Source organism: Arthrobacter sp. Soc17.1.1.1, assembly GCF_036867195.1.
In the GTDB taxonomy this organism is placed as follows: Bacteria; Actinomycetota; Actinomycetes; order Actinomycetales; family Micrococcaceae; genus Arthrobacter_D.
Window position 1 is genome coordinate 1,606,795 of sequence record NZ_JBAJII010000001.1, and the last position, 26,545, is coordinate 1,633,339.

Sequence of the window (26,545 nt, forward strand, 5' to 3'; positions counted from 1 at the left end):
GTTGCAGTGTGTCCAGAAGCCGGCCTGGTGCTCCATCGAGCGATGAGGGGTATGACCTCTTCAGGTGATGGCTTCACCTAGCTGGGAAGCAGCAAAGATCCGGTAGTGCTGGTGTGGTGGAGCTGCCGGATCTCACATGAGGGCCGCGCCCCCTTGATGATGCCCGGCCCCTTGTGGACGGAAGGGCCGGGCATCACCGGAGCGTCTATCTCACGCCAACTGCTTGACCAGAAAGAGCAGCCCACTTACTAGTCGATCATGGGTCGGTGGGGCGAGGTCAAACGCGTCGCCGTGTAGCCCGGGACCAGTAGGGGTGGGTGCCGCCGTGATAGACGCGCGCCTGATACCGGGCTGACCGCTGTGCCTGCCATAGGTCCTCAGGAATGGTGTGGTAGCCGTGGATCAGGCGGCGTTGGTGGTGGGACAGATGGCGTTGATGGTGAGGTGCAGTGTGGTCGTGGAACCGCACGCGTAGACGAGCGCGCGTGCGAGGGAGCTGACTTTCTGGTTGTGGTGCTGGCTGTACCGGGTGATGGCCAGGAAAGCCTGGTCGGCGTCGAGCCCTCGGAAGGCCATCAGGATGCCCTTTGCCTGCTCGATCTCGGCCCGGTTCCGTGCCGCTCGGGCGATCGCGTCGTTGGCCCGATAGGCCACGTCCTCGTGCAGGGGAGCGGTGAGATCCGAGACGTACCCGGTGATCTCCATCCCGGCGCCCGCACCACCGCTGATAGCAGCGCCACTGCCAGCTTGAAGGTCAGCGGCAGAGTCAACCTCGGAGTAGGACCTGGGAGCGACGTGCTCTTGATCGGTGGTGGTTTCGGGGTTGATGATCTGATGCGCGACCGTCAGGATCTGGTGGCGGCGGCCTTCAGCATCGATCAGACTGTGGTACCCCGATACCGGGTGAGGATCTGTAAGGACCTGACGCCACATTCCGCGAACATGTTCTCGTTCTGCAGCAGCGACGTGCGTCAGAGCAAGCTCGGGCGTGGGCACGACCTCCCCACGGGCATACCCGTACAGCTCATATACGGCGTCCGACCACTCCAGAGTCCTCGTTGCCATGCTGTACCGGAAAGTGCCGGTCGGGCAATCAACGCTCGAAGCCTGCAGGGCGACCGACGAATCGCCTGACGAGGGTGCGTGTGAGGACGGCGTGAGGGGTGGGTGCGACGGTGCGGAGGGGGATGGCGGGGGTGTTTTCGGCATCCCGGAGCCGGGATGCTCTGACAACTCATCGAAGGGATGAGTGGAGGCCATGGCGGAAGACCTTTCGCTGGACAACGGAGGCGAGCTGGCTTCTCAACTCGATCATCGAGGTACGCCGAAGATCCTAACGACGCGCACCGACACCTCTCTGACATTCGCCTGTGACCGTCCACGGGACGGCCCGCCCTCCAGGCGCGGACGAAGGAAGAAGGGGAGCCCCGCATGCCCCCGAGCCTGGAGGGGGCAGTGCAGGGGAGGTCGCGGGAATCATGTGATGCCCTCGTCCCGCAACCCCGCTCGTCCGAACGACAGCATGCTGAGGAATGCCTAGAGTGGGAGGTTGTGCGGCACCTGCGGGGCCGTCCCGGACACGACGAGAAATGGCTTTGTTCAAGAGGGTGGCAGGGTCAGTCATCGAGGGGTCCTGGTGAACACCGGGATCCAAGCGAAGTGGAGGACGCACCATGGGACCCGGTAATCACAGTGGCGATGACGATGCCCTGCTGCACGGTCGTCAGGACATCGCAGGCGCTGACGGTCCGGTCGGGATCGTGTCGCTGGAGGAATGGTCGACCAGCAGACTCCTGTCAACGGCAGCACGGTTGTGGGAGCGGGAAATCGCTGAAGACCTCCACGCGGTCCAGCTCTCACCCTCGAGTCTGACCGCACTGCAGGCCCTATCCGAGTCTGGAACGACGAACCAGGTAGGGCTTGCCCGGCGGGTCCACATCACCGCGCAAAGCCTCGGTCGAACCTTGAAGGCCCTTGAGGGCCTCGGGTACGTCAAGAGGTCATTCCGAACGGCGGGGCAGCGAGACATCATGATCTCCCTCACCCGGGCTGGTGGCCGGGCACTGACCGCCCTCCACCGCGAAACACCCCTCGGCGAAGGCACTGACCTATCGGCTATCGAACCGGCACGCGGAATGCCGATTGCAGCATTGAGGAAGGACCTCGTCGAGCTACTAGGGCACATCACCCCGCGGACCGGGACCAGCTGACACCAGATCGGCCTGTTCCGCCTCCCCGACCACCCGCCCGCCTGACAGCCCGCTTGGCCGCTCGGCGAAGACTCCTCCGTGTCGGCGCTCAACGTGTCGCACAACCATCATCGAAGTGGCCCCCATCCCCTCAGGGGTGTGTTCCGAACCACAGTAAGCACACTGACAAGTTGTGTCTCGTCTCAAGCACAGCAAAGGACTCACCTGATGAAGAACAGCATGCGACTTCTTGCCGTCCCTACCCTCGCCCTCGGCGCCCTGGCCCTGTCCGGCGGATCCGCCATGGCAGCGGACGCCTCCTACTCCTCGACCCTGGGTCAGCTCAACGGCACCACGGGCACCGGCACGATCACCGTCGATGTCACCGGTGACAAGGCCATGGTGAACCTGCAGGTCTCCGGTCTCGCCCAGACCTTCATGGACGGACCGTACCCGCACGTCCAGCACATCCACGGTGGCGCTCTTGGCCAGTGCCCCACCCCGGCCAAGGACGCCAATGGTGATGGCATCGTCAGCGTCACCGAAGCTGCGGATCTTTACGGAGACATCCAGACCACGCTGACCACCAGCGGCGCCACCACCCCGGCCGAGGGCCTGAACCTCGAGCTCGGCGGCCAGGGCGGCACCTACAGTGTCCAGCGCGAGATCACCCTCGACGCCGCCACCAAGGCATCCCTGGAGTCCGGGACCGCCGTCGTCGTCGTCCACGGCCTGGACCCCGCCACCGCAGGTGTCTCGACCGAGGTCTTCTCCTCGCCCAGCGACCTGAACCCGGACCTGCCGCTGGGTGCGACGTCGCCGGCACTGTGTGGCACGCTCGTCGCCACGCAGATGGGCGCCATGCCCGAAGGCGGAGCCGACACCGGTGTCTCCCAGGAATCGGGTAGCACCAACGCCGGCGTGATCGCCCTCGGTGGTGGCCTCGTCCTCGCCGCAGCAGCCGGAGGCGCCTACATGGTCCGCCGCAGCGCAACCAAGGCCTGATCACCAGTCGAACACCGGTCGAGCACTGATCGAGCATCCGGTCAAGCACCGGTGTGACACGCAAGCGCCGCGCATCCCCGACGGGATGTGCGGCGCTTCCGTCTGAGCATCATGAAGTACGGATCGTCATGAGGTTCTCCATCTACAGAAATCTGTCAATCTACACCACTGCTTCTGTAAGGCCGCTCGTGGTCGCTGTTGGTACAGGGTGCAGAGGGTGCAGAGGGTGCTGAGGGTGCTGAGAGTGTTGCCGGTGCTCAGGGGTAGTGGGGGAAGGGTGGGTAGGTGTAGCCGGCGGCCCAGAACGGGCCGAGGCCGTAGTACCCGTACACGGACTCGTAGTAGCGGGCCTCGGTCAGCTCCGGATCGTACGCGGGAGCTCCGTGCACGCGGTCCTGGTCCTGGTTGATGTGCACGTCCTCGGCGGTGATCCGAACGATGGCGTCGACCGGTATCAGGACGGTTCGCTGCCCGATGCCGAGGACGCCACCCTGACCGACGTGCAGGAACCTCACCTTCTGGCCTGCCTGGTCGATGATGAGGTCCTTGACCGTGCCGAAGTCATTTCCCTGGCTATCGCGCACCGTCCGGTCCCGCACGTCCTCATCCGGGTGAGCGAGGATATGCGGTGATTCGCTGAGCCTCACCAGCCCAGGATCCTCGTTCCCTGATGCAATAGATTCCGTCGTGATCGTCATGTCGATGATTCTTCCGCACTGCCGGGGCGGACCGACACCCCCTTTCCGCGGACATCTACGCCCTCCCCAAAGCGTTAAGCGGATCGAGACCTGTTTGATGGCGGGCTCGCCTCTTGTTATCGAGAAAATGATCCGGGCCTGCTGCATCAGCGTCGAGAACACGGGGTCACGTGGCAGCGGTCAGTACCCGCACACCGCTCCTCATGAGGAGGGCCCTCCTATTGGGGCAGAGTCAAACATTCTGGGGGTCAAATTCGGGGATGCGCCAGATTCGAGGATTCGATGGACTGGCTGGAACAGCCTGACCAGCAGAGAGGAAGCCTCGTGTCCCTGTCCAAGCATGAACGTCAGGTGTGGAACGAGCTCGAGCGGGTTCTCGCTGACGATCTTCCCTTTACGAGTGCGGGCGCCAGGCCGCCGCTACCTCATTCCTCGGCAGGGTTCCTGCCCCCAGGGTTTCACCGCATCGCACTGCTCATTACCGCTCTGATGACTGGGGTGTGGCTTCTGATCATCGGCGCCCTCGCGCACCTCTTCCTACTGGCGGTGACCGGCCTCATCGTGATCTGCGTCGCCGTCGATCGTCTGCAGCGGACCGCACCAGGCCGCACGGGGCCGCACCGGGACAAGCGGAACGGGTGAAAGGGGAAGAGTCTGATCACTGATGTCTGACCCGGACGCCCGCTGCAGGTGGATTACTCGACACGGTGATGGATTGATAGCTCGTCAATGGATCTATGGAAGGACCACCTTGTGAGTCGTACCCAGCAGATGATGACAACCCATCCACTCGTGGACGGGACTCCGGCGCAGGACCACACTGTCCTCGCCGCGATCACCGCCCTGAACGAGTGCGCCCAAGCCTGTATCAGCTGCGCGGATGCCTGCCTCGCGGAAGACGACCTTCCACAGTTGACCGCGTGTATCCGCAGGAATCAGGACTGCGCAGATCTATGCCAGATCACCGCAACCATGCTCATTCGCCGCGGGAACACGGATCCAATGCTGCTGCAGCAGGTCCTGCTGGCTTGCCGCACTGCATCCAATGCCTGCGCCATCGAATGCGGCAAGCACGACCACCAGCACTGCGCTGTCTGCGCCGAGGCATGCAAGACAGCAGAGCAAGCCCTGACGGACCTCCTGCAACCGCCCGCCGTCACCCCACACCGCACCCTTTAATGACACCGCGCGGCGACACTCTGCGGAGAGAACCACATCCCGTAGAGCCCGGATGCGGTTGGTGGCAGTAGGACCGCTTAGTACTCGCTCGACCTTTCCCGCCTATGAAGGCCTCTGCCGTGTCCTACGGTGTGTTGTCCGCCTTAGCCTCCGAGGCGTGGTGGTGCCCAACTTGCCCGTCATCCTCCGTCGACCCGCCACGTGGCCCACCGCACCCTCTTTTGGAGGGCGTCCGGGTTCCCGGGTGGCTCGTCCGAGAACCCGATGATGATCTCGTCTGGGTCTGTCCCGTTCATCGACGCATGGGTGGACGGATCCGCGGGTATGAGTCCCGCGTCGTGGGCTGCCTTCTCGTCGGAGGAAGCCCACACTGAGGAATCGCCGTCAGCGCTCCTTCCCGTGGGAGGGATGCTCTTCATGCCGGCGTAGTCGCTTGCGGTGTAGCTGGTTGTCGACTTGTTCGAGGTCAGCGACTGCGGCGCACAGGAGGCGCTGGAGGTTTTCGGGACGGGGACGGCTCGTTCCATCCGGGGGTACAAAGTCTTTTGTGGCCAGGATCGTCAGGATGTCGTCGGCGAGTGTCTCGCGAACGAGGTCGAGTTCGGATTTCGTCTCCATGGGTCGTCGCTTGTCCATCGTGGCGGCTGAAGCCTCCTCATTTACTCTGGCGTGCTGGGGCCTTTGTGGGTTGAAGGTGATGTCGGTGTCGAGACTGACTGTGGCGTGCGCGAAACGCAGCACCGATGTGTATGGGGCTCTGTTCAGCGCGAGCATCGCTAATCATCGTGTAGCCGGGTGTGAGGGCCCCACGAGGCGGAATGTTCTGCCTGGCGATCTGTCTGATGTCCGGTGCCGACGCGGTGAAGCCTTGGCCTGCTCCACCAGCTGCTTGTTCCTCGCTCTAGCCGGGCTACTTCGCCGCTGCCCGCTCTGCGGCGGTCGGTTCCCCTGGCAGTTCGGTGCCGCGAATTGAGGCTCCGGCGGTTTCACGGGCGAACGGCAGAGCGATGATGCCGATCAGGCACGCGGCCATCATGTAGAACGCGGGGACGAGCAGGTTGCCGGTGGCGGCGATCAGCGCCTCATTGACCAGGGGAGCGGTGCCGCCAAAGATCGCGGTCGCAAGGTTGTAGGTGATGGCGAAGCCTGCGAAGCGGACCTGGGTGGGGAACATTGCCGGGAAGGTCGCCGAGATCGTGGCGAGCTGCAGGACGTAGAGGACGCCGAGGACGGCGAACCCGATCAGGGCGCCGACGAAGCCGGTGCCCATGACGAGGTACATCGGGATCGCCGCGATGAAGAGACCGGCCATCGAGGTCAGCCACAGGGGTTTACGTCCGACCCGGTCGGACAGGGACCCGGCGAAGGGGATGAGGCACATCATCACGAGCTGCCCGACGAGGATCAAGGTCAGGGAGCCATCGGCGGTGAGACCGATGCGTGTTTCGAGGTAGGTGGGCATGTAGCTGAGCAGCGTGTAGTTCGCGACGTTCAGGGCGATGACGAGCCCTGCCATCGAGACCATGGGGCGCCAGTACCGGGTCACGAGATCTCTGATGCGGGACCGTCCGCGTTCCTGTGGCCCGGCATCGTCTTCGAGTTCGCGGAAGACCGGCGTGTCTTCCAGTTTCGATCGGAGGTACAGGCCGATCAGCCCCATCGGGCCGGCGATCAGGAAGGGCAGACGCCATCCCCACTCGGTCATCGCCTGGTCGCCGAGGATGATCTGGAGGAACAGCGTGACAGCCGTGCCGAGAGCGAATCCGAAGATGGTTCCGAACTCGAGGAAGCTGCCGAAGAAGCCGCGCTTCTTGTCGGGGGAGTATTCGGCCATGAACGTTGCCGCCCCTCCGTACTCGCCGCCGGTCGAGAACCCTTGCACCAGTCTCAGGAGGATCAGGAGGACAGGGGCTAGGTAGCCGATCTGATCGAAGGTCGGTAGGAGTCCGATGCAGAAGGTGGCGCCGGCCATCAGGACGATGGTGAGTGCGAGGACCTTGCGTCGCCCCAACCTGTCGCCCAGAGGCCCCCAGACAAATCCGCCCAGAGGTCTGACGAGGAAGGACACGGCGAATGTTGCCAGCGCCCACAGAGTGCCCGTTCCTTCATCGCCTCCTGGGAAGAAGTTGGTGGTGATGTAACCGACGACGACGGCGTAGACGCCGTAGTCGAACCACTCCGTTGCGTTGCCGACCGCGGAAGCGCCGATCGCTCTCCGTATGGTTTTGCGCCCTTCGGCAGTTTCAGTGTGGGAGACAGCAGTGCTGTCCTGGTCCGTAGCTTTTCCTGCCGATGCCATGCGGGCGGCAACCTCCAATTGGTGTGGTGTCGGGTGTGGACGCTGCGAGGGCCGATGCAATGGGGCCGGGCGCCTCTAGAAGCCATCAACGGTACACAGCACACTGATCATCTTCCAACGCTCAGGGGCCCGCACCGTGTTCCAATCGGGTCACGGTGAACCGTCTTGGTACCAGGGCCTCTGACGGTTCCGCATTGCGTCCCGGGTATTTCAGCCGTCAAGTCGGTGTTCGGACGTGGCATGAACCGGGCTCGCACGGGATCGATGGATCGATAGTGCATCCACACTTGGTTGGGCAAGGGCTGTCAGGGGCAACGGGGCAAGGACGTCGTAGCTACTTAGTGCTGGGCGGGCGTTTGGCTGCTTGTCCTGAGGTGTCACTGCACGACGGTGGCGGAGGTGCTGGATGGCGCTGCCGAGCAAGGCACCCGCGAGGACGACGGAGAGCGTGACATGGCTGCGTACTGCGGGCGATGTTCGCGTGCGTACGCCGCGCCCCCTTATACAGGCGCTCTTCAGTAGGGGGCTGAGATTGTCGGTGGAATCCGCAACTGGCCCCTTCCGGCGCTGGAGGGATGAGACGGCAGGGAGTTGATGGAGCTCGGTGTGGAGGTTAAACGCTGCCCGGAGGGAGCTTCATGCGGGGCCCAGCATGCGGTGCCCTGTGGTTCTGGTCTGACGTCCGGGGGAGGGCCGAAAACCGGGACCCATCCGGTTGGGAGGGGGAGTCCGAAGGGTTAATGTCCTTCAACCCCAACAGAAATGATGGAGGCAGAAACATGAGGAACATCTGGACGAAGTCCCTGGCAATCACCGCGGCTACCGGCGCGATGTTCGCAGGAGGTGCTGGCATGGCCAGCGCCGACACCGGGACGACAACCGATACCCGTGTGGACGAGGTCGCTCAGGTGACCAACAACCGCATCGTTGACAGCGGCAATGTGTCGCTGGAGAACATCCTCAACGATGCCGTCGACATCGACGATGTTGCGAGCAACAACACTGTTCTCAACGGAATCGATACTGACGTGACGGACAACCTAAGCGGCATCTTCAGCGGCAACAACGCCGCTGTCGACGTCACCCCTGACGTGGACAGCAACGTGGATGCCGATACCTCGGCCGACAGCACCACTGACGGTGGACAGGACAACGAGGGACTGCTGGGCGGACTGCTCTAGCACCACCTCAACCACCAGTGGCCCCTACCCCCTTGCGGGGTAGGGGCCACACCCAACTTCACGGCACTTCATACCCGGCAGCGAAGCGATAGCCATTAGCAACGGCTCTTGCAGGCACCGTCCGAGTCCACCCCCGGTTTCATCGCCCCACACCAACACGCATCGCGCCCAAAAACCAGGCTGCGAAAGATAAGCCCCGCAGGACGTGCGACCAACTCATAACGGGCCAGGTCAAAGGTTCGGTGTCGGTGCGACATTGCACGTAGGCTGGCGAAGTCGTTGCCGCTGCTGCAATTTCATGAATTGCAGCAGCGGCCGGGACAGGTCTCAGGGCCTTCGGCCGACGCAGACCAGCACTTGCCGCTGTGAGCGAAGTCTGGCCGGTCACATCACCACTTGCACGTCACACTGGGAGAACATTCATGACCACCGCAGACACGCCCCACGCGGGCACCCGCACCAATGTCCAGAAAGCAGCCCTCGCCGTCGGCGCGGTCTTCCTGCTCGTCGGGATCCTCGGCTTCATCCCCGGCATCACCTCCGACTACGACACGATGATGTTCGCCGGCCACGAGTCGGAAGCGAAGCTCCTCGGCCTGTTCCAGGTCTCGATCCTGCACAACATCGTCCACCTGCTCTTCGGTGCAGCCGGCATCGCCATGGCCCGCACCATCAGCGGCGCCCGCTCCTACCTGCTGTACGGCGGCATCATCTACCTCGTCCTCTGGGTCTACGGCCTGGTCATCGGCGAGGACTCCGCCGGCAACTTCGTGCCGCTCAACGGCGCGGACAACTGGCTGCACTTCCTCCTGGGCGTCGGCATGATCGCCCTGGCGCTGCTGCTGACCCGCAACCACACCCGCAACACCGCAGCCCGAGCCTGACCACAGCAAAGCCACTACACAACCGCACTCAGCAGAAAAGGCCCCGGGACCAACGTCTCGGGGCCTTCTTCATATACGACATGGTGGGGTCGGGATGAGTGCGCTTCGGTGGGTGCTGCGTAGCGAGTGGGACTTCCTCGACACCTGATTTGCCGCTGTGAGCCAGTTCCCTTTCGTGACATCGATAATTATCACCGGGCCAGTCCCTCTCGGCCTACCCGACGTTGGGACACGATCCTCCTATGACCGGCCCGGGTTGATGCCCGGTAAAGGCCCCTTTGCGGGTTCGACGTCGACCGCCACTTGTAGCTGAATCGAACGAATCCGCTACACTCGCCTCCGACGTTGCCAAGCGGCTCCTAAGCCCTTGTTCTGTGTTGCGATACTCAATGCCAGACTCTATGTTTCACTTCTGCTCCTCCGCGATGAGTTCCGCTACATTGCAGGGCATGGGAGACCTTCTCGGGTACGTGCGAGTGTCAACGACTGACTAAGACGCCGCTCTGCAGGTCGACGCGCTGAACGTTGCCGGCTGTTATCGGGTGTTCGTCGACACGATCTCGGGGTCACTCGATCAAGGGCCGGAGGTCACCAGGCTGCTCGATCAGATGCGAGGTTCGTGACGATGATGGTCGTCAGCCTCGTGAACGTCAGAAAACCCGGCAGGAAGAAACTGGTCACAGACCGGAGCGAGACAGTGGGCGTGAAGCAGTTCGTGATCACGGCTGTACGCTCCTTCCACTGCATGCTCTTGGCTCGTCGTTCCCATTCGAGCCTAGCCAGAGGCTCACACCCGCAGCCAAACGACCTTCCAAGGTTGAAGCGGTGTTACCGCTGTAGCAGGCCTGAAAGCCTGAGCGTCGGACGCGCGATTCGGTGGCGGGTCGCACAAACCAATTTCCGCAGCAGCTTCCAACAGGCCAGTGTCGGCGAACGGTTGGCTCCAGAGGTGTAGATCCCCGCCGTCCACGCACTCGCTATCGGTGGCGTCGACCGAACGACCGGACTGGTCGCTCACGAGGGAAAGTTCAGGCCGCGGGAACACGTAGTTGGAGCGAGCGTGGCCCCAGACCGCGGACGTCCGCGCGTGATCGTCGAAAGGCTTGGTGCCCCGGTAATGACCTTCGTGGATGCGCGGCCAGATGCCGTTGCGGCATGAGTGCGTAGCTGATAGCCTCTAAGGTCAAGAATCAGAGCATGACTATTAGGAGACCCCTTCGTCTCCGCTAGCGTAACAGGCTCTCGTGGGTAGCGACAAGTGGTTTCAGCCAATTTGTTCAGCTCGCGGTACCGGTTGGGGGCGGTGCAAGGGGTGGAAGGAGGATAAGCGGTAGCGCACCGTGGCGAAGGTGAGAACGTGCGGCCCGATTTGAGCTGCTGTGGCAGCACTTCGGATCGACCCTTAGAGGAGCAGGGCATGGCTTCCTTGCAGAATCACCCGTTCCAGGACGTCGTGAACACCGCCGCTTGTACGCAGCTGTTCGCGTTCGATGCTTCAGGTGAACGATTGACTTGGAACCTTGACGAGCGGCAAAGCGGGATAAGGCCTGAGACATTTCCGCCATGTCGGTGCAGTCCTCAATACGAACAACGCCCCAACTACTCCGGGCTGTATCCGTTTCCGGGGCAGGCCAAAATGGTGATGTTCGAGTCTCTGACTGAGATGCGGTGCCTCATGGAGCTGGAGCACGGTGGGGAGGTTGGCACCATCGCAGCTCAACCGTTCGGGCTTGTCTTCTTGGACGGGAGTATGCACTACCCAGATTTTGCGGCGAGGATGCATACCGGCGAGACGTGCATCATCGATGTGAAGCCCGAAGAATTTGCGACTGGAGGAAAATTCCTTCGTATCGAAAATCTGACGCGTCAAGTGTGCAAGGTGCAGAAGTGGGAGTACCGCGTGATGCACGGCCCAGTGGGCTGGCGTGCCGACAATTTGGAGTGGATGTTCGCGTTCAGGTTTGCCGAGTACAAACCTCTCCCGGAAGCGACAGCGAGGGTGCTTGCCGCCCTGTCAAATCCTCAGACGATGCGTTTTGCGGCCGAGACGATAGATCCACGGATGCACCTCGGCTTGGGGTACGCCTTCCTATCCAACATGTTGTTCAACCGTCAAGTGGTTCCGTGCGAGCCAGGCCCTTTCCACCCGGACCTGCTGATCCTAGGGGTTTTCGGGTCGGGTGCCGTGGGGGCGCCGACATGAGTGCGTACTGTATCGGTGACAGGATCATGTACGCCGACCACGGCTGGGAAATCGTTGACGTTGCGGGGCAGCTTGTCGGCTTGCTCGATCGTGACAATGGCGAACGACTAACCACGTCTCTGTCCAGCCTCATCGCGCAGAACCCTCCCGAGGATCGTTTCGGACGCGTTATTGCTCAGATGAACGTCATCGAGACTTTGGCGGCTGGTGCCCCCAACGCCAATGACCGCCAGGCATGTGCGCTTCGGGAGATGCAGCGGAAGGCCGCCGACGCTTACGAAGTCCTGCACGGCACCGCTATGGGTGCTTCCTGCCCGCGTCCCGGGTACGGCGAAGGTTCGTCCCGTTGGTCGCGCGCCCACTTGAAGGCCCGGGAGCTAGCTGCAATAGCGGACGAGATGAGAGCACGGGATCCTGCTTCTGCACGAGCGCTAACGAGAAGTCATTCCTCTCTCCTTCGTGATGCGGAAAAGCTAATGCAGAGCGGCTTGGCGGCATTGATCGACGGGCGGCGCTCGCGCAACCACACCGTACTCGACGGGATCGCCGCGGAGGTCCTCAAGGAGTGCAACTGGGTTCTTCGGGACCTGGGAAAACGTTCCCGGGTCCCGAAGCAGGAGCAAGTTGCGAGGGTGCAACGCCGCTTGAGGAAGAAGTATCCCGATGCAGATTTCGCTCTGCCGCCTGCCAGACGGCTGGGAAAAATTCTCGACGAACTCTCCGACGGTCAATACTTGGACGGGGACGCTCTCAACCGGCTAACTGCTGCCAACACCCCGAAACGCGTCAATCAAGCTCGGTCCGCCTTACTCCCTGGCTCAGAGATCCAGGTGGATTCTACCCGTCTGGACATACTCCTGATCCTGCCGGGTGGCAAAATCGGTCGTCCCGAATGCTCCATCATGGTCGATAAGGCAACACGGAGCATTTTGTCGTTCTCCTTAGCTAAGAATATTGACGGAGCCGATCTCGCATTCATGATCGCCCAGGCCATGACCCTCCGACCACGGACGGACCTGGAGGACGTCCCGGCCAACTACTGGGAATTGAAGAGTCGGGATCTTCCGTGGGCGCAGATGTACGACGCTGCAGAACGGGAGAGGCTGGATGTGATGGTACCGCTGGTGCGGCCGCGGTGCATCGAGACCGACCACGGCCGCGACTACACATCAGAAGTCGTTGAGTCGGCCTGTCGCCAGCTCGGCATCACTCTTGTCCGATCATCCGTCCGAACGCCGACGGATAAGGCAGTGGTCGAGAGGGCATTCGGAACTATCAAAACACGATTCCTGTCGCAATTGCCTGGGTTCACCGGGGGTGCACTATCCAGCCGGGGTGATCATCCTGAGAAGGACAATCTGCTAACGCTATACGAATTCGCTTGGTTGCTAGACCGATGGATTGTGCACATCTGGCAGAACACCCCGGCTGAAGGACTTCGTGAACCGTTGGTCGGGGCTTTGCAGCCGCTCAGCCCAAATGCCGCCTACCAAGCAATGTTCCCCTATGTTGGATTCGTTCCCGTGCCCTTGTCGAGGCGTGACTACATCTCGCTTCTTCCTATTGCAATGAGGACGATTCAGAGCGACGGAATCCAGCTTGAATACAGAATGTACGACTCCCCGGGACTTGACGTGCTTCGACGGCGCACCTCCGGAACTTTGCTGCCGGAGGGCAAATGGGAGGTGCACTACATCCCGACTGACCCAAGAGTTGTCTGGGTCCATAACCCGACCGGCAACACGTACGTCGAGTGCTACTGGAAGGAGAATCGTCTCGATAAGCCCTTCTCTCGCCCTATTCGGGAGCGCGCCCGGCAAATGATCGACGACGGAGAAGTGGATCCGTCCTACTGTTCCACCGACGCGACGATGAGCCTTATAGATGTGGCATTGAGTCAGGTTCGTAAGGGGCGGCGTGAGGAAGCGAAGAAGGAACTGGAGCGGGGATTTCAAGAGGCCCAAAGAGGACACCAACCTGCCATGACCACAATCAATGGCGTCGAAGATTTGGAACCCGTCGACCAGTCCGATCAGCTCGACGTGAGCGAGTGGGGGCCCGACGACGAGATTCAGGGCTTTGATGCAGTGAATGGAGTCGTCCGGTGACCCAGTATCCGCTCCGGGTCCATTCGGGGCTCGATACGAAGCACCACAAGGGATATATCGAGAACCTCCTCGACCTCGGCGCCCCCATCGAGCTGATGCCGATGGACGCCTTTACGGGCATGACCACTGATGCTCGCCGCGACTTCAACAGACTTCGAGCGAAGGCAATTACCCGCGGCATCATGGTCCGCAGCGATTCATTCCTAAACCTGCAGGAAGTCCTCATAGGCGTCATGCGACAACACCAGTTTCGGGAGGGCGGCGGCCACGGTGTCATGGTTTCGGCAGATTCTTATACAGGCAAGACCACTGCGGCGAGGATCCTGATGCTCGACGTCGTGAAGCAGGGCATCTTCGAAGATCCTGAATCCGTGAGCAGGGGCGACGTCCTCGTGAGCTACGTGAACTTACCCTCCACGGGAACACCACTTGGGTTGTACCGCATGCTGGCCTACTACTACGGACTTCCCATCGGCGCCCGTGAAACGGAGGCCACGATGGAGGGCATGGTGCAACATGCCATTAACGTTTGCAACACCCAGCTTGTCGTGATTGACGATGTTCACAATCTGAAATACGGCGGCGCACATTCCCGGAAAGTTAGCGCTGCGATCCGTCGTCTGGGAGACGACATCAATTGCCCCATCCTGCTCATGGGTGTGGCCTTAGAACGGACCAATCTGCTCACTGGACAGGAGGGAGCGCAGATATTTGAGCGGTATCGTCCCGCCGAGATGGCCTCATACCTCAGTATCAAACGTCCGGACGACAAGCAGCGCTGGTTGCGACTAGTCAAATCGATCATCGGCGCGATGCCACTATTTGCCGACAACACACAAGGATTAAGGGCGTTCGCAAGTGAACTCCATAGCTTGACGGGTGGTCGCATTGGCCCCCTCAACTCCATCATCAGCAGGGTCGCCCTAGACCTCATAGAGGCAGATGACCCTGAAAACGAGACGATCCGCGTACAACTGGCTGAAACGAAGGCGGACGAACTGGCGCACGAGGACCGCATCAAAGCCGCCATTGCAGGTCGTTCAGGAAAAAGGGCGAGGGGTGCGGCGTAAGGCCATGGCAGCTGAGATAGCAGGACGACTACCGAAGGCACTAGCACCTGTGCCGCTTATCGGTGAGGTCGTGTCTAGTTACGCTGCCAGACTGGACGCGGCCACTGGTGCGCCGATCGGTCACCTCTGGGGACTGGGTGTATCTCACTCACGTGAGCTGCACGGAGGAACTCCACGCAGCCGAGTTGCGGAGGACGCCGCAGAACAAGCGGCGTTGGATCTCTGCAGGGAGGCGGTTGGTCAACAGGCCGATCGCCTCCAACTTCTAAGGGGCGCCCCAAGAATGAACTGGCATGCCTGCCAGGAGTGCAGCGCTGGCGCTCGTGTCGCCCTGCATCCGGATTTCGCGAGCTTGGTGTGCGCGAGGCACTCACGCTGGACTGGTCCGTCAATCGCTTACGGGGCCCGTACTCTGCGCCGCCTCGCGTCACCGAGCCGCGACCACTCCCGAATCGTTGAGCACGACGTTGTTGAGGCGTCGGCAGCACTCGACGTGCGAAGCATCGAAGCGACGATCGTGTGGGAGTGCCTTCGCCGCGCATCTTCGATTCGCGAGAACTCGTGGGAAGGAACGCCGATACCGGAGGACCTTGTGATTGCGGCGCCGATTTTCCGAACGGTAACGACGCACAGCGTCATCACCACCGTGTGTGACCCCTCGCTGACCTTCTTGGAGATGTACCAAATTGTGGGGGAGCAGATGGCCCAAGCAGGAAATCCATCTGGAGGGGCTGGCACTGATCAAGCTTGGCTCATGCTTCGTCGAACTGCGGCCGCGGCCCGCTTTCGATGGATGGGGGAATGGAACAGCCAAGACCCGAGACCGTGCGTACAGCCGGTCGAGCCCCTAGGGCGACAAGCTGGCCCATTAGAGCCCTTCGGGCGCTATTTGGACTGTCTGCATGGGACCGAGCGCGACGACCAGTGTTGGTGGGATGACCAGTTCAGCAGTCCCGAGGCGAATGCCGGGCTTATGTGCCCCTCCGGCCACATCGTCGACTTATCCCGCAACGCGGCCCAGAGAGCTGACGGTAAAGCGTTTGCCTGCCCGCTGTGCTCCGGACAGCGGATCGTTTTTGGGTATAACTCGTTGGCAGACGTACTGCCGTATCTCGCTAGAGAGTGGGACGAGGGCGGCCCGAGCGATCACGGGCCCTGGGAGGTCGGCCCCGGCAGCAACTTCATGGGTCACTGGATCTGCCCTAAGGGCCACCACTACCCGGCAACTTTCGCGAACCGCGCACTACGAGGCTCGGGCTGCCCGGCGTGCTCGGGCAAAGGCGTTATAGCCGGGGCCAACGACCTTTGCACGACCCATCCCGAGCTGGCCGCACTTTGGGATCCAAACAGTACGAATACATGGGCAACCAATCAGGTGTCGGCAGGGAACTCGAAGCACAAACTCAATTGGCGGTGCCCCTTTGGACACCCCTTCGTCCGCACTACGGCGAAGCTAGTCGAGACAAACGGACGCTGCCAGACCTGTACCGGACGCGTCCTCATACCAGGAGAAAACGATTTGGGTACCGCTCGTCCGGATGTGGCTGCCCAATGGCACCCGCACCTCAACGGAAAGATGACGCCAGCAGATGTGAAGCCGGGCTCGGAGGTGGTGGTGTGGTGGCTGTGCCCCGCAGGGCACGAGTTCCCCATGCAGGTAGACCACCGGTGCAGGGGCGCGGAGCTGACGTGCCCGAAGGAATCCGGCCGGATGCTCGAGAAGGGCGTTTCTGACCTCGAGTTTAGAGAGCCCGAGCTCTGTGAAGACTGGGACTCGACACTCAACGGCAAGGCTCCCGATGAGGTTGTGCCGGGCAGCGGCCGTTGGTGGTGGACCTGTCGAGCTGGCCATCCACAGTATCGCTCGGTCGTGAATCGACGCCGGGCGGGTGGCTGCACCGAGTGCCCGCCAGAGGAAAGGGTCGCTGCCGGCAGTCGCAAAAACACTCGAGGTCGGCAGGGGTGGGACAAGCGAATTGTGGCGCTCGAGCCGGAGAATCTTCCAAGTACGAACCCACCAGGACAAGGAACCGCTGATGATTGAACCGCGACGTGGAGGGGTTCAAGTGCGTCAGTTCTTCCAAGTAGGTCTGCAACTCACAGTCCGGAACCGAAGGCGAGAAAGGGAAGGCGGCGCTCGGATCGAGCGTCGCCTTCCCTTTCTTCATGGGACGGACATGCTGGTCGAAACGCTCAGGCCGGCTGTCCGTGCATGTACTGAGTGGCGCGTGCGCTATTCGTGCCCGTAATCGCCACCCCTATCGCACTTGACCCTGATCGTCTCGCTTCTGTCCCAGCCATCCTTATGGCTGTAGCTGTAGGCCTGGTAGGAGTCGCCGCACTTCCCTTTGTCAGAGGTGTACCTGAAGTCGCCGCCGCGGTCCGTCCAGACGTTGCGCTCGTCAACTGTCCTGGCGTTGTCGTGGTAACTGAATTTGACGATCTTGACGTAGACCTTCTTCGCGTCGTAATTATCGCCCGTGACTCTCAGATCGCCGTTTCGATTCACATCGAGGGTCAGATCCGAGTCATCGCCGTGGTAATTCCCGTTGGCTGCTACCTGGACGGGAGCGGCAACGGCTGGAGCCGAAAGACCCATGCCTGCCAGAAGGGCGAACAGGGTTCCTGCGACGAGGATGAACAGGCGCCAGCTCAGAGATTTTTTCATGATGGTTCTCTTCCACGCATGCCGGGCCGAATAGTAAATGGGTGCGTGTCGCTGTCAGCACGCCGCGGACGGTTGTCCGGCGATGCCGTCCGTGCAGGGCGGAGTAGATTCACGTGAACGAGGACCGGTGTGGGCAGCGATGCCCGCACGGAAGTGTTCCCGTTGTCTCCAGTTGTGATCGTCACGTTCGGACTGGTCTTCCCCAGCGGAACCGTCCCTACACCTTCTCTGGGTGCACCCCCCATGGTAGATGAATGGCAGCTCCGAGAGAAGGGTCCGGGCACAGGCCGAGCGTGGGGTCAGGACCTTTCGAGGGCATGCACTGCGCGTTCGATGACGGGGCGCATGTCGAGCTGGGGGTCCACGGTGAGGCGGTGCAGGAGCAGCCCGTCGGCGAGCGCCATGAGGGCGCGGGTCGCCGGACCGGGGTCGGCGAAGCCGACGGCCGTCACGATTGACTCGGTCCACGTCTCGAACTCGTGGCGCTGCTGCCGCAGGGGCTCTCCGAGCTCGGGATCGGCTGCGAGTTCGAGGAAGAGGGCGTAGCGCGCGCGGGTCCGCACAGCGAACGGTCCGGCCTGCAGCTCGACCATGGCACACAGGCCCTCGATCAGTTCGTCGGCGCCAGTGACGGCGGGCATCGCGGCCGGATCGAAATCGGCCCGCTCGCGCTCGGCGATCCAGTCGACCACCCCGCCGAGCAGCGCCCGGCGGGTGCGGAACCAGTTCGACGTGGACCCGGCCGGCAGGCCGGCCCGCTCATCGACCCGCGCGTGACTGAGAGCGCGCACGCCTTCCGCACCGAGCAACTCCACAGCCGCCTCGAGGCCCCGCTCGCGTGTGGACGCCGGCATGGACACCTCCTTTCTCCAGGTTTACTATGAACATAGTATCTCCGCCCCACGAAGGAGGTCGCCATGTCCACGCCCATCCCGACCTGGTCTCCACCTCTGCCCGAAGCAGCAGGCTTCGACCACCTCGTCGTCGAGACGCCCGGCCTGCGGACGCACGTGGCTACTGTCGGCGAGGGCGATCCGGTCCTGCTCCTGCATGGATTCCCCCAGCACTGGTGGCAGTGGCGCGCCGTAGCCCCGCTCATCGCCGCACGCGGTTACCGCGTGATCTGCCCCGATCTGCGCGGCGCGGGCTGGACCGTGGTCGACGACCCGCGGATCGACCGCGAGAGCCGGCTGCGCGATCTGCTCGCTCTCCTCGACGTCCTCGCTGTCGGGCGGGCCCACGTCGTCTCCCACGACATGGGCGTCATCACCGCCGTCCAACTGAGCTACGACCACCCCGAGCGGGTCCGGACAGCAGTGCAGCTCGCGGTGCCGCCGGCCTTCTTCGCGTTCAGCCCGAAGATCGTCCCCGGTTTCCGGCACCTGCCCCGTTTCATCTGGCATCGCCCGGGCACCTCGCTGCGCGGCATCTTCTCCGAGGCCTACGTGGCCCGGCCCATGTCGGAGGCCACCATCGAAGCCCACCTCGCCCCGCTGCGCCGGCCCGGGATCGACGAGGCGGTACGTCCGCTCACCCGCGGCATGATCCTGCCCGAAGCCGTCCGCATGATGCTCGGCGTCTACCGCCGTCGGCGGCTCACGGTGCCGACCCTCGTCGTCTACGGCCGCCGGGACCGCCCCTGGACCGAGCAGGTCCTCGAGCGCATCTGCCGCAATCCGGAACGGTACGCCGATCGCGTCGAGCTCGCCTACGTCGAGGACGCGGCGCATTTCATCACCGACGACGCACCCGCCGAGGTCGCCGACCTCGTACTCGACTGGTTCGATCGCTCGGCGTGAGCGGCCCGATCGGCCGCCTGCCACTCCGGCCTTCTTCCGGCAACCGGTGGGGGAGCAGGGGTCAGGGCTCTTGGCGCGACGGCCATAGGGCCGGCTCGGGCGCAGCGCCGGTCAGTAGGCCTGCTGGATGGCCGCGGCCACCGCCCCGACGTCGTCGTTCGCCTTGAACACGCCTTCGATACCGGCGGCGAACCCCTGATTCAGGATGATCGCGAACGCGACGTCGCGGCCGCTCCCGGTGACCATGACCCCTCCGAGCGTCTTGGTGCCGAGCCGGGCGCGCCCGTTGAACAGGTCACCGCCGACGAGGGTGCCGGTCTTGGCGAACACCTTCCCGGCGGCGGGACTGCCCACCTGTACCGTCGACAGCGAGCCGTCGACGCCGAGGATCGGGAGGGTGTCCCGCCAGCGTCCGGCGTCCGGGCGGTCCGCCATGATCGTCTGGACTTGGACCGCGTTCCCGGTCGTGACGTAGTTGCCGTCCAGGCCGGAGCCGTCGATCAGGGAGGCCCCGGTGGTGTCGAGACCGGCCTCCTTCCAGATCCTGCCGGCCTCGCTCATGCCCGTGCTGCAGTCGTCCTTGCCCGTCTCCACGGCCAGGAGACAGACGAACGTCTGGGCGCCGCGGTTGTAGCTGATCTTCATGACGTAGGTGGCCTCCTGCGCCAGCGGGAGCGACTCGAGTCCGGCGACGGACGGGAGCGTATCGATGTCGGCCTGCGGTGCGAGCGTGGCGGTGGAGTTGACGGCGGTCGGATCGGCGGCCACGGCCACGCCCGCCCGCTCAAGTGCCTCGATGAACGCCGTGCGGGCGAAGGTGGCGGGATCGTCCAGCACGAGCACCTTCAGCTGCGGATCGCTGTCTGCGGAGATCGTGCCGCTGATGGCGATCTCACCGCCTCCCGTCGACTGCGGATTCGTCACCTCCGCCGGCTCGCCGGCCGCAACGGTCCGGATGTCGCTCACCACCCGCCACGGCTCCACGGCAGGGGTCAGCTCGACCGTGGCCGCTTCCCCGACCGCTCCCGGCGTGATCTGCAGGTCGAGGATGTTCTGGTTGACGATGATCGGCGTGATCGGTTCTCCGGCCAGTTCACCCGCGAAGAGCCGGTCGTCGATGACGACGTTCCCGCCGACCGTGTCGATCCCCGACGCCCTGACCTGCCTGGCGAGATCGTTCAATCCCGTCAGCGGGTCCTGCGGCGTGAGCGTGGCCCCGGGAAGCGGATTGGCATCGTTGTGATCGAGATCGGTGTAGTCGACGGTGCCGTCGGGCTTCGTCCGCCCGCCCATCGTGAGGTCTCCCTTCCCGACGAGGACGAGGTCGCCCTGGAGCACCCCGTCGACGACCTCGCCGACCCGCTTCACCGGTGTGGTCACCGTGTGGTCCGGTCCCCAGGTCAACCACGCCGCACCCGTGCTGTAGGTCTTCGCGAACGATCCCGGCTCGGCCATCCTGCTCCCGTCGAGATCGACCAGCAGCTCACCGGTGTCGAGGTCGGTGGCCGTGATCTGCCAGCGGCCACTCGCGTACTCCGGCTGGTTCATGACCTCCAGCGCGGCATCCGGCAGCTGCGACGGCGCTCTCTCGACATCGGCGGCAGGTGCGACGGTGCAGGACGTCGCCCCAGCTGCCAGCAGCAGTGCGGCCGCCGCTGCTGTCGTTCTCCGAAGGCGTCGAATCATGGCTTTGCCCCACTTTCGATGACTGCCGCCAAACGACGGAAGAGCTGATCGGCGGGATGGGCGCCGGAGGCCTCGTTGGACAGGTTCATGAAGACCACGATGGATGCACCGGTGTCCGGCTGGTGGAAGAGGGCAGCGGTGAAGCCGAAGCCCTCACCGTTGTGGCCCCACCAGCCCCCGGTCTCACCGATACCGAGCGCGTAGAGGTCGTAGGGCGGCCCCGCGTCGAGAGGCGCACCGACGAGGCGTTCCGCCTGGGGCGACGCGTCGAGCAGCGCACCGGTGGCGAGCGTCTCCGCCCACACGCGCCCGTCGTCGAGCGTGGACACCATCGATCCTGCGGGACCGAAGACGGACATGTTCGCATCCTGCGGGTCAGGCCCGTCCTCGGTGGGTGCGTAGCCCACGGGGTGGGCGGTGTCCCATGCGGAGGCGTCCACGATGTACTGCGTGTCGGCCTGGCCGAGCGGCTCGAGGATGCGCTCCTGCAGCACGGCGTCGAACGGCTGTCCGGTCACCTGCTCGACGACGGCGCCGAGCAGGTTGGTGTTCGCGTTGGTGTAGACCTTCGCAGTGCCCGGTGCGAACTGGGCGGGCTTGCCGAGCATGAATCCGTTGAGGTCCTCGAGGGTGAAGATCCGCTCCGGATCCTCGGCGAACGCCTCCACGAAGTCCTCGTTGGTGTAGTCGGCGTTGCCGCTGGTCATGCCGGCGAGATCGCGCAGAGTGATCCTGTCGCCGTCGGTGACCCCCTCGACGTACTCGTCGATCGTGTCGTCGAGCGAGATCACGCCCTGATCGGCGAGGTGGAGGACGAGCGTGACCGTGTAGGACTTGGTGATGCTGCGCAGTGGCCACTGCATCCCGGGCTCCACTGCGATGCCGTGCTCGATGTCGGCCGTACCGGCGGCCGAGGTCCACGTGCCCTTGCCGGGAACCCAGACGCCGACGGCCGCGCCGGGCACCCCGTAGTCGGCCATCGTCTGCTCGACGGTCGCCCGGAGGGCGGTCTGCGTCCCGCCGGGCAGTTCTCCCTCGGGCGCGGCCGGCCGCTCGGTCACCGCGGCGGATGCCGACGAGGACGGTGTGGAGGACGGTGTGGAGGACGATGCGGAGGACGCCGTCGAGGAAGGAAGGGAGGTGGCGGCGGGCGATGCTCCGACACATCCCGTGAGCAGGATCGCCGCGCTGAGGCCGGCGGTCACGCCGACGCCGGACGTACGTGAGCGGCGCCTCGATCGTGCGGTGCTTCCCATCACGAGCAGCTCCTCGGGTCGTCAGCACCGTGGAACCGGCCGGTCAGGCGGAAAAGGAGCGCGGCACCGTGGAATCGGTCGGAATGCATGCCCGTAACCTAGTCCTGTCGCGGGCAGGCCACTAGCGACCTAGGTCCACATCTCCCTTCCGGCACCGGTCCGGTCGGTTCACCCGCCCGGCGAGGTCAGCCAGCGCCACCACGACGACCGTTCGGGCGCCGGCTGGTGCTCCGGCTCCGGCTCCGGTTCCTCGCCGAGGGCCTGGGCGGCCTTCACGAGGTCGTCGGTGGTGAGCGTCATGACGTCGTCCCGATCGAGCGCGCCGAGGTCGCGGTCCGCGTCGAGCGACAGCCTCAGTGCCTGGCGGTTGAGCGCCTGTTCGAACAGGGTGCGGGCGAAGCGCGCATTGCCGGAGTCCTCGCCCGCATGGACGTTGGCGAGGATGCGGCGCAGCATGTCATCCGCCCCGGGCTCCAGGGCGTACTCGTGCTGGCCCAGCATCTGGTGGAAGATCGTCTCCAGTGCGTCCACCGAGTAGTCCGGGAAGGTGATCTCGCGGGCGAATCGGGAGCGCAGGCCCGGATTGGACAGGAGGAACTGCTCCATCAGCCGCGGATAGCCGGCCACGATCACCACGAGGCGGTGGCGGTGGTCCTCCATCCGCTTGAGCAGCACCTCGATGGCCTCGGGCCCGAAATCCACGCGGCCGACCTCCGGGGTCAGTGCGTAGGCCTCGTCGATGAACAGGACGCCGTCCAGCGCCCGGCGGATCACCCGATCCGTCTTGATGGCGGTCTCGCCCACGTACTGGCCGACCAGGCCGGACCGGTCCACCTCGACCAGATGACCCTTCTGCAGCAACCCCACCGCACGGTACATCTCGGCGAGCAGACGCGCCACGGTGGTCTTGCCGGTGCCGGGATTCCCGAGGAACACCAGGTGCTGTGACGTCGCGACCTCCGGCAGGCCGTGCTCCTTCCGCCGCGCCTGGACCTGCAGCAGTGCCACGAGTGCGCGCACCTGCTCCTTCACGCTCTCCAGCCCGACCAGTGCATCGAGCTCCGCCTGCACCTCGGCGAGCGGACGCGCGGGCCCGGGTCGAGCGCCGAAGAAATCGCCCACGCGGTCGTCGATCCGCTCCGAGCCCGGCAGCTTGAGCTGTTCCGCCAGGTGGCCGAGCGTCTCGCGCAGCTCATCGAGCGGGTTGCGGCTGGGGGCCATGGGCTTCTCCTGTGACGACGACTGAGGGGCGGGCGACGGATGCGTGGTGGCTGGATGAGGACCGGTCCGTGGACGTCCGGCGGGTGGCTCCAACTGTAGCCCTGCAGCCCGGCGCCGTGCGGAGCCGTAGCCGGCAAGGACCAGGCCGGACGTCCTGACCTGGTCGCCGTGGCCCGTCCCCGACGCACCGCGGAACCGCCCTCCGGTGCAGCACGTCTGGCAGCGAAGCGCCGGTCCCGCTGACGACCTACGGGCGGCGCGAACTGGAGGGATCCCCGTGGGCCCTTTCAGGCAGCGTCGAGGACGGAGGCCCTCAGCCGCCTGATACCGTCCCGGATGCGGGTCTTGGCCGTCGGGACGGGGATGTCCAGGTGTCCCGCGACCTCGGCATAGGTCATTCCTGCGAAGTACGCGAGGTGGATGGCCTCGCGCTGCACGACGGACAGGCACGCCAGGCTCGTGTGCACAGCGCCCGCTTCGAGTCGATGAAGCACCGTATCGGCAACCTGATCGTAGTCGACGTCCTGGTTCCTGATCCCCCACCGGAGAGTCCTGCTGCGGTGGGATTCCTCGGACCGGACCTTGTCGATGGCACGCCGATGCGCGAGGGTCATCAGCCAGGACATCCCGGTACCCCGGGAGGGGTCGAAACGCGCCGCCCCGCCCTGCCACAGGGCGAGGAACACGTCCTGTGTCGTCTCCGCACTCAGCTCGGCATCGACGACGATCCTGCGGACGAGCCCGAAGATGCGGTGGGACGTCTGCCGGTAGAGATGCTCGAACGCACACCCATCGCCCTGTCCGACACGCAGGATCAGCGCCTCGACCTGATCCACCGGACCGGGCGGACCGGGCGGACCGGGCGGACCGGGCGGAGCGGTGCGAGGAGGGGCGACGGGTGAGGATGTGGGCAGCACGGGAAGCGGCGTCGGAGCGGTACGCATGGGCTTGAGACCTTCTGGCCACCATCGGCGTCAACCAGCAGTCGAGGACACGGGGCGGTCTCGATCAGCTGATTGCTAAGTAACCTAAGGACAGCCAACCACGTGCAGGCCCATCGGCAACAGGAGGAGAACGCGAACGGGCGGCTCGCTCAGAACTCCCGGAGGTAGCAGAGCATCCGGTAGCCGGTGCCGGGCTCGATGTTGACGAACCCGTGGCGCTCGTAGAAGCGCCGGGTGTCGACGTCGATCTCGTCCACGTTGATGTGCATCTCCCCGACACCCCGGGACCGCACGCGGTCGATCGACGCGGTCAGCAGCACCGTGCCGATACCCTGATCGCGCAGGCCCGGCCGGACGTACAACTCCTCGAGCTGCGCGAGGGGTCCGTCGTAGTAGGGCGTGGGGCGCAGTGTGAGGAGGGCGAAGCCGGTCGCGTCGCCGGCCTCGTCCTCAGCGAGGACCACGACGACGTCGGGCCGTGCGAGCAACCGGCGGAAGCGCTCGCCGAGCAGCTGCGCGGTCGGGGTCGGGGACTCGAATTCGGTGTTGAAGGCGTACAGGAGCGCACCGGCCACGTCGGCGTCGCCCTGCACCGCCGTCCGCACCCGCGGTTCGGGGACTCCGGCCGGCAGGGCAATCATTGCGTCAGGCTCGCGGCGGCGCGCGCGTACGACGCCGACACCTGGCGGTAGACCGGCGTGAAGAACGCAGCCACCGCGGCCAGGATCATGATGATCCCGGCGACCAGGAACACCAGGGCGATCCCGCGGGACGTGCCCTCGCCCAGCAGCGGGGCGAGCGCGGCGGCTCCCTCGGCCGACCGCGCGTAGGGGATGATCCAGAACTGGGCGATCGGCGCGATGACGAACGCGGTGACCGGTGCTGCCGCGGACTCGAACGCCATGGCGAAGCCGAAGACGCGGCCCTGCCGCTCGAGCGGGACCGTCTGCTGGATGACCGTCTGCTCGGCGGCCTCGATGAAGGGGATCAGGACCAGGTACGCCCAGATCCCGGCGATGTACAGCCAGCCCCACTCCCGGAGGGTGAACACAGCCCCGAGCACCCCCATCGCGATCACCGCCAGGAGCATGGTCCGCAGCGGATTGGACCCGAGCCCGAACTTGCCGATCAGCGCCCCGCCCACGATGAACCCCGTGGCCCCGACCGCGAACAGCGTGCCCCACATCTCCACGGAGAACAGCTCCAGGCCGTAGGGGTCCATGAGCGCCATGTAGACGCCGCCCACGAAGTTGTTGAACGTGGAGAACAGGATCAGGGCGAACAGCCCGGGGATGACCAGCACGGCGGCGAAGGACCCGCGGAGGTCGAACCCGCCGTGGGCGTCGCTCGCGGCGACGTGGACCTCCTCGGGCATGCGCAGGGTGAGCAGGTGGAGGGCGGTCAGGGCGGTGAGGACGACGGCGACGGCGATGGTCCAGCCCATCCCCAGCAGGCCGACCGAGAGCCCGGAGAGCACGGAGGTGACGATGAACATCAGCCCCTGCACCATGCCCACGAGCCCGTTGGCGTTGGCCCGCCGATCGGGCTCGATGAGGATGGTGACGGTGGTGGACAACGCGATGTTGCGCATGTTCTCCACGACCGCGCCGATCAGGACGACCAGCGTGAACACCCAGAACCACGGCTGCGTCAGGTCCAGCAGCCACGCGGTGGGCGTCACCAGGAACATGCCACCCGCCAGCAGGAACATCACCAGCGTGAAGCCGGCGGCGAACCGCATCACGGCCAGTTTGCGGAAGCGGTCCACGAAGGTGCCGAAGCTGATGCTGGAGAGGGCGATCAGGAGCATGTACGCACCGCCCACCACGCCCGTGGCGATGACGTTGCGCGTCTCGAGGTACACCCAGAACGTCAGGGCGAACCAGAGGTAGCTGGTGGTGATGTTGGCGAGCGCGGTGTTCACGAGGATGCCGGCGAAGGTCCGGGACCGCTGCTCCGGAGTGCGGACCGAGCCGTCGGTGGCGTCGCGGTCGCCGAGCGGGTCGGCGGCACCGGAGGGCCCCTCCGCGACATCAGGGCCGCTACGGGAGGCCGCAGCGGTGGAGGGCGTGGGCGGTTCCTGCCCGGTCATGCCGATCAGTGTACTGAGAACCCCCGCCGGCCGGAAGGACTTCCGACCCCGGACCGCCGCAGC

General features: G+C 64.4%; 23 protein-coding genes and 1 pseudogene. 11 read left to right on the forward strand and 13 right to left on the reverse strand.

Going from position 1 to position 26,545, the window contains the following annotated elements; all coding sequences use genetic code 11:
* Positions 1-402 precede the first annotated feature (402 nt).
* Entirely contained in the window at positions 403-705 is a 303-nt protein-coding gene (locus tag V6S67_RS07230) for an ANTAR domain-containing protein (RefSeq protein WP_334209592.1), read from the reverse strand.
* Positions 706-852: 147 nt separating this feature from the next.
* Positions 853-1,260: pseudogene (locus V6S67_RS19945) on the reverse strand (PAS domain-containing protein); the annotation flags it as partial.
* Positions 1,261-1,673: 413 nt separating this feature from the next.
* On the opposite strand from V6S67_RS19945, the gene V6S67_RS07235 reads away from it, so the two are divergent.
* Together V6S67_RS07235 and V6S67_RS07240 are read left to right on the forward strand one after the other, a co-directional pair.
* Positions 1,674-2,210, forward strand: coding sequence for a MarR family winged helix-turn-helix transcriptional regulator (locus V6S67_RS07235; protein WP_334209593.1), 537 nt, complete (start codon positions 1,674-1,676; stop codon positions 2,208-2,210).
* A gap of 207 nt (positions 2,211-2,417) precedes the next feature.
* A complete protein-coding gene (locus V6S67_RS07240; RefSeq protein WP_334209594.1) occupies positions 2,418-3,194 on the forward strand; it encodes a hypothetical protein in 777 nt (258 codons plus the stop codon).
* Between the two features lie 257 nt (positions 3,195-3,451).
* Here the strand turns inward: V6S67_RS07240 and V6S67_RS07245 are convergent, their stop codons facing one another.
* Complete coding sequence (locus tag V6S67_RS07245; protein ID WP_334209595.1) at positions 3,452-3,892, reverse strand: PRC-barrel domain-containing protein; 441 nt, start codon at positions 3,890-3,892, stop codon at positions 3,452-3,454.
* A gap of 282 nt (positions 3,893-4,174) precedes the next feature.
* Here V6S67_RS07245 and V6S67_RS07250 point away from each other — a divergent pair, with 282 nt between their 5' ends.
* On the forward strand, positions 4,175-4,534 hold the full coding sequence (locus V6S67_RS07250) for a DUF3040 domain-containing protein (RefSeq protein WP_334209596.1): 360 nt from the start codon (positions 4,175-4,177) through the stop codon (positions 4,532-4,534).
* Between the two features lie 111 nt (positions 4,535-4,645).
* Positions 4,646-5,071, forward strand: coding sequence for a four-helix bundle copper-binding protein (locus V6S67_RS07255; RefSeq protein ID WP_334209597.1), 426 nt, complete (start codon positions 4,646-4,648; stop codon positions 5,069-5,071).
* 179 nt (positions 5,072-5,250) lie between these two features.
* Here V6S67_RS07255 and V6S67_RS07260 read toward each other — a convergent pair whose 3' ends face one another.
* Both V6S67_RS07260 and V6S67_RS07265 read right to left on the reverse strand, forming a co-directional pair.
* Entirely contained in the window at positions 5,251-5,598 is a 348-nt protein-coding gene (locus V6S67_RS07260) for a hypothetical protein (protein ID WP_334209598.1), read from the reverse strand.
* Between the two features lie 383 nt (positions 5,599-5,981).
* Entirely contained in the window at positions 5,982-7,370 is a 1,389-nt protein-coding gene (locus tag V6S67_RS07265; RefSeq protein ID WP_334209599.1) for an MFS transporter, read from the reverse strand.
* A gap of 779 nt (positions 7,371-8,149) precedes the next feature.
* On the opposite strand from V6S67_RS07265, the gene V6S67_RS07270 reads away from it, so the two are divergent.
* The 6 genes from V6S67_RS07270 (at position 8,150) to V6S67_RS19950 (ending at position 16,860) form a co-directional block, all read left to right on the forward strand.
* Positions 8,150-8,551, forward strand: coding sequence for a hypothetical protein (locus V6S67_RS07270; RefSeq protein WP_334209600.1), 402 nt, complete (start codon positions 8,150-8,152; stop codon positions 8,549-8,551).
* 422 nt (positions 8,552-8,973) lie between these two features.
* A complete protein-coding gene (locus V6S67_RS07275; RefSeq protein ID WP_334209601.1) occupies positions 8,974-9,435 on the forward strand; it encodes a DUF4383 domain-containing protein in 462 nt (153 codons plus the stop codon).
* A gap of 1,417 nt (positions 9,436-10,852) precedes the next feature.
* Positions 10,853-11,638: a hypothetical protein gene (locus V6S67_RS07280; protein WP_334209602.1), complete on the forward strand. Its 786-nt coding sequence runs from the start codon at positions 10,853-10,855 to the stop codon at positions 11,636-11,638.
* Positions 11,639-11,664: 26 nt separating this feature from the next.
* Positions 11,665-13,746, forward strand: a complete 2,082-nt coding sequence (locus tag V6S67_RS07285) for a hypothetical protein (protein WP_334209603.1) — start codon at positions 11,665-11,667, stop codon at positions 13,744-13,746.
* Entirely contained in the window at positions 13,743-14,816 is a 1,074-nt protein-coding gene (locus V6S67_RS07290; protein ID WP_334209604.1) for a TniB family NTP-binding protein, read from the forward strand. Before V6S67_RS07285 ends, V6S67_RS07290 begins: the two co-directional genes overlap by 4 nt.
* A gap of 973 nt (positions 14,817-15,789) precedes the next feature.
* Positions 15,790-16,860: a zinc-ribbon domain-containing protein gene (locus V6S67_RS19950; protein WP_442884865.1), complete on the forward strand. Its 1,071-nt coding sequence runs from the start codon at positions 15,790-15,792 to the stop codon at positions 16,858-16,860.
* Between the two features lie 189 nt (positions 16,861-17,049).
* On the opposite strand, the gene V6S67_RS07295 is transcribed toward V6S67_RS19950, so the two are convergent.
* Positions 17,050-17,484, reverse strand: a complete 435-nt coding sequence (locus V6S67_RS07295; RefSeq protein WP_334209605.1) for a hypothetical protein — start codon at positions 17,482-17,484, stop codon at positions 17,050-17,052.
* 299 nt (positions 17,485-17,783) lie between these two features.
* Positions 17,784-18,338, reverse strand: coding sequence for a TetR/AcrR family transcriptional regulator (locus tag V6S67_RS07300; protein ID WP_334209606.1), 555 nt, complete (start codon positions 18,336-18,338; stop codon positions 17,784-17,786).
* Between the two features lie 63 nt (positions 18,339-18,401).
* On the opposite strand from V6S67_RS07300, the gene V6S67_RS07305 reads away from it, so the two are divergent.
* Positions 18,402-19,283 (forward strand): alpha/beta fold hydrolase, encoded by an 882-nt coding sequence (locus tag V6S67_RS07305; RefSeq protein ID WP_334209607.1) that lies wholly within the window; start codon positions 18,402-18,404, stop codon positions 19,281-19,283.
* Between the two features lie 111 nt (positions 19,284-19,394).
* Here the strand turns inward: V6S67_RS07305 and dacB are convergent, their stop codons facing one another.
* From dacB to V6S67_RS07335, 6 genes are all read right to left on the reverse strand, one after another.
* Complete coding sequence (gene dacB / locus V6S67_RS07310; RefSeq protein WP_334209608.1) at positions 19,395-20,969, reverse strand: D-alanyl-D-alanine carboxypeptidase/D-alanyl-D-alanine endopeptidase; 1,575 nt, start codon at positions 20,967-20,969, stop codon at positions 19,395-19,397.
* On the reverse strand, positions 20,966-22,225 hold the full coding sequence (locus tag V6S67_RS07315) for a serine hydrolase domain-containing protein (RefSeq protein WP_334211553.1): 1,260 nt from the start codon (positions 22,223-22,225) through the stop codon (positions 20,966-20,968). The genes dacB and V6S67_RS07315 overlap by 4 nt, the downstream gene beginning before the upstream one ends.
* Positions 22,226-22,393: 168 nt before the next feature.
* Positions 22,394-23,446 (reverse strand): AAA family ATPase, encoded by a 1,053-nt coding sequence (locus tag V6S67_RS07320; protein WP_334209609.1) that lies wholly within the window; start codon positions 23,444-23,446, stop codon positions 22,394-22,396.
* 287 nt (positions 23,447-23,733) lie between these two features.
* Positions 23,734-24,390 carry a sigma-70 family RNA polymerase sigma factor gene (locus tag V6S67_RS07325; RefSeq protein WP_334209610.1) on the reverse strand — a complete coding sequence of 219 codons (657 nt, stop codon included), beginning with the start codon at positions 24,388-24,390 and terminating at the stop codon, positions 23,734-23,736.
* A gap of 149 nt (positions 24,391-24,539) precedes the next feature.
* Entirely contained in the window at positions 24,540-25,031 is a 492-nt protein-coding gene (locus tag V6S67_RS07330; RefSeq protein ID WP_334209611.1) for a GNAT family N-acetyltransferase, read from the reverse strand.
* Positions 25,028-26,482: an MFS transporter gene (locus tag V6S67_RS07335; protein ID WP_334209612.1), complete on the reverse strand. Its 1,455-nt coding sequence runs from the start codon at positions 26,480-26,482 to the stop codon at positions 25,028-25,030. The genes V6S67_RS07330 and V6S67_RS07335 overlap by 4 nt, the downstream gene beginning before the upstream one ends.
* Positions 26,483-26,545 lie beyond the last annotated feature (63 nt).

What these genes read in the sequence shown, in the direction of transcription:
- V6S67_RS07280 (WP_334209602.1), top strand. Translation starts at nt 10,853, where the DNA reads ATGGCTTCCTTGCAGAATCACCCGTTCCAGGACGTCGTGAACACCGCC.
- V6S67_RS07300 (WP_334209606.1), bottom strand. Translation starts at nt 18,338, where the DNA reads ATGCCGGCGTCCACACGCGAGCGGGGCCTCGAGGCGGCTGTGGAGTTG.
- V6S67_RS07315 (WP_334211553.1), bottom strand. Translation starts at nt 22,225, where the DNA reads ATGGGAAGCACCGCACGATCGAGGCGCCGCTCACGTACGTCCGGCGTC.
- dacB (WP_334209608.1), bottom strand. Translation starts at nt 20,969, where the DNA reads ATGATTCGACGCCTTCGGAGAACGACAGCAGCGGCGGCCGCACTGCTG.
- V6S67_RS19950 (WP_442884865.1), top strand. Translation starts at nt 15,790, where the DNA reads ATGTGCCCCTCCGGCCACATCGTCGACTTATCCCGCAACGCGGCCCAG.
- V6S67_RS07285 (WP_334209603.1), top strand. Translation starts at nt 11,665, where the DNA reads ATGTACGCCGACCACGGCTGGGAAATCGTTGACGTTGCGGGGCAGCTT.
- V6S67_RS07325 (WP_334209610.1), bottom strand. Translation starts at nt 24,390, where the DNA reads ATGCGTACCGCTCCGACGCCGCTTCCCGTGCTGCCCACATCCTCACCC.
- V6S67_RS07320 (WP_334209609.1), bottom strand. Translation starts at nt 23,446, where the DNA reads ATGGCCCCCAGCCGCAACCCGCTCGATGAGCTGCGCGAGACGCTCGGC.
- V6S67_RS07245 (WP_334209595.1), bottom strand. Translation starts at nt 3,892, where the DNA reads ATGACGATCACGACGGAATCTATTGCATCAGGGAACGAGGATCCTGGG.
- V6S67_RS07240 (WP_334209594.1), top strand. Translation starts at nt 2,418, where the DNA reads ATGAAGAACAGCATGCGACTTCTTGCCGTCCCTACCCTCGCCCTCGGC.
- V6S67_RS07305 (WP_334209607.1), top strand. Translation starts at nt 18,402, where the DNA reads ATGTCCACGCCCATCCCGACCTGGTCTCCACCTCTGCCCGAAGCAGCA.
- V6S67_RS07330 (WP_334209611.1), bottom strand. Translation starts at nt 25,031, where the DNA reads ATGATTGCCCTGCCGGCCGGAGTCCCCGAACCGCGGGTGCGGACGGCG.
- V6S67_RS07335 (WP_334209612.1), bottom strand. Translation starts at nt 26,482, where the DNA reads ATGACCGGGCAGGAACCGCCCACGCCCTCCACCGCTGCGGCCTCCCGT.
- V6S67_RS07250 (WP_334209596.1), top strand. Translation starts at nt 4,175, where the DNA reads ATGGACTGGCTGGAACAGCCTGACCAGCAGAGAGGAAGCCTCGTGTCC.
- V6S67_RS07275 (WP_334209601.1), top strand. Translation starts at nt 8,974, where the DNA reads ATGACCACCGCAGACACGCCCCACGCGGGCACCCGCACCAATGTCCAG.
- V6S67_RS07265 (WP_334209599.1), bottom strand. Translation starts at nt 7,370, where the DNA reads ATGGCATCGGCAGGAAAAGCTACGGACCAGGACAGCACTGCTGTCTCC.
- V6S67_RS07235 (WP_334209593.1), top strand. Translation starts at nt 1,674, where the DNA reads ATGGGACCCGGTAATCACAGTGGCGATGACGATGCCCTGCTGCACGGT.
- V6S67_RS07260 (WP_334209598.1), bottom strand. Translation starts at nt 5,598, where the DNA reads ATGGAACGAGCCGTCCCCGTCCCGAAAACCTCCAGCGCCTCCTGTGCG.
- V6S67_RS07230 (WP_334209592.1), bottom strand. Translation starts at nt 705, where the DNA reads ATGGAGATCACCGGGTACGTCTCGGATCTCACCGCTCCCCTGCACGAG.
- V6S67_RS07295 (WP_334209605.1), bottom strand. Translation starts at nt 17,484, where the DNA reads ATGAAAAAATCTCTGAGCTGGCGCCTGTTCATCCTCGTCGCAGGAACC.
- V6S67_RS07270 (WP_334209600.1), top strand. Translation starts at nt 8,150, where the DNA reads ATGAGGAACATCTGGACGAAGTCCCTGGCAATCACCGCGGCTACCGGC.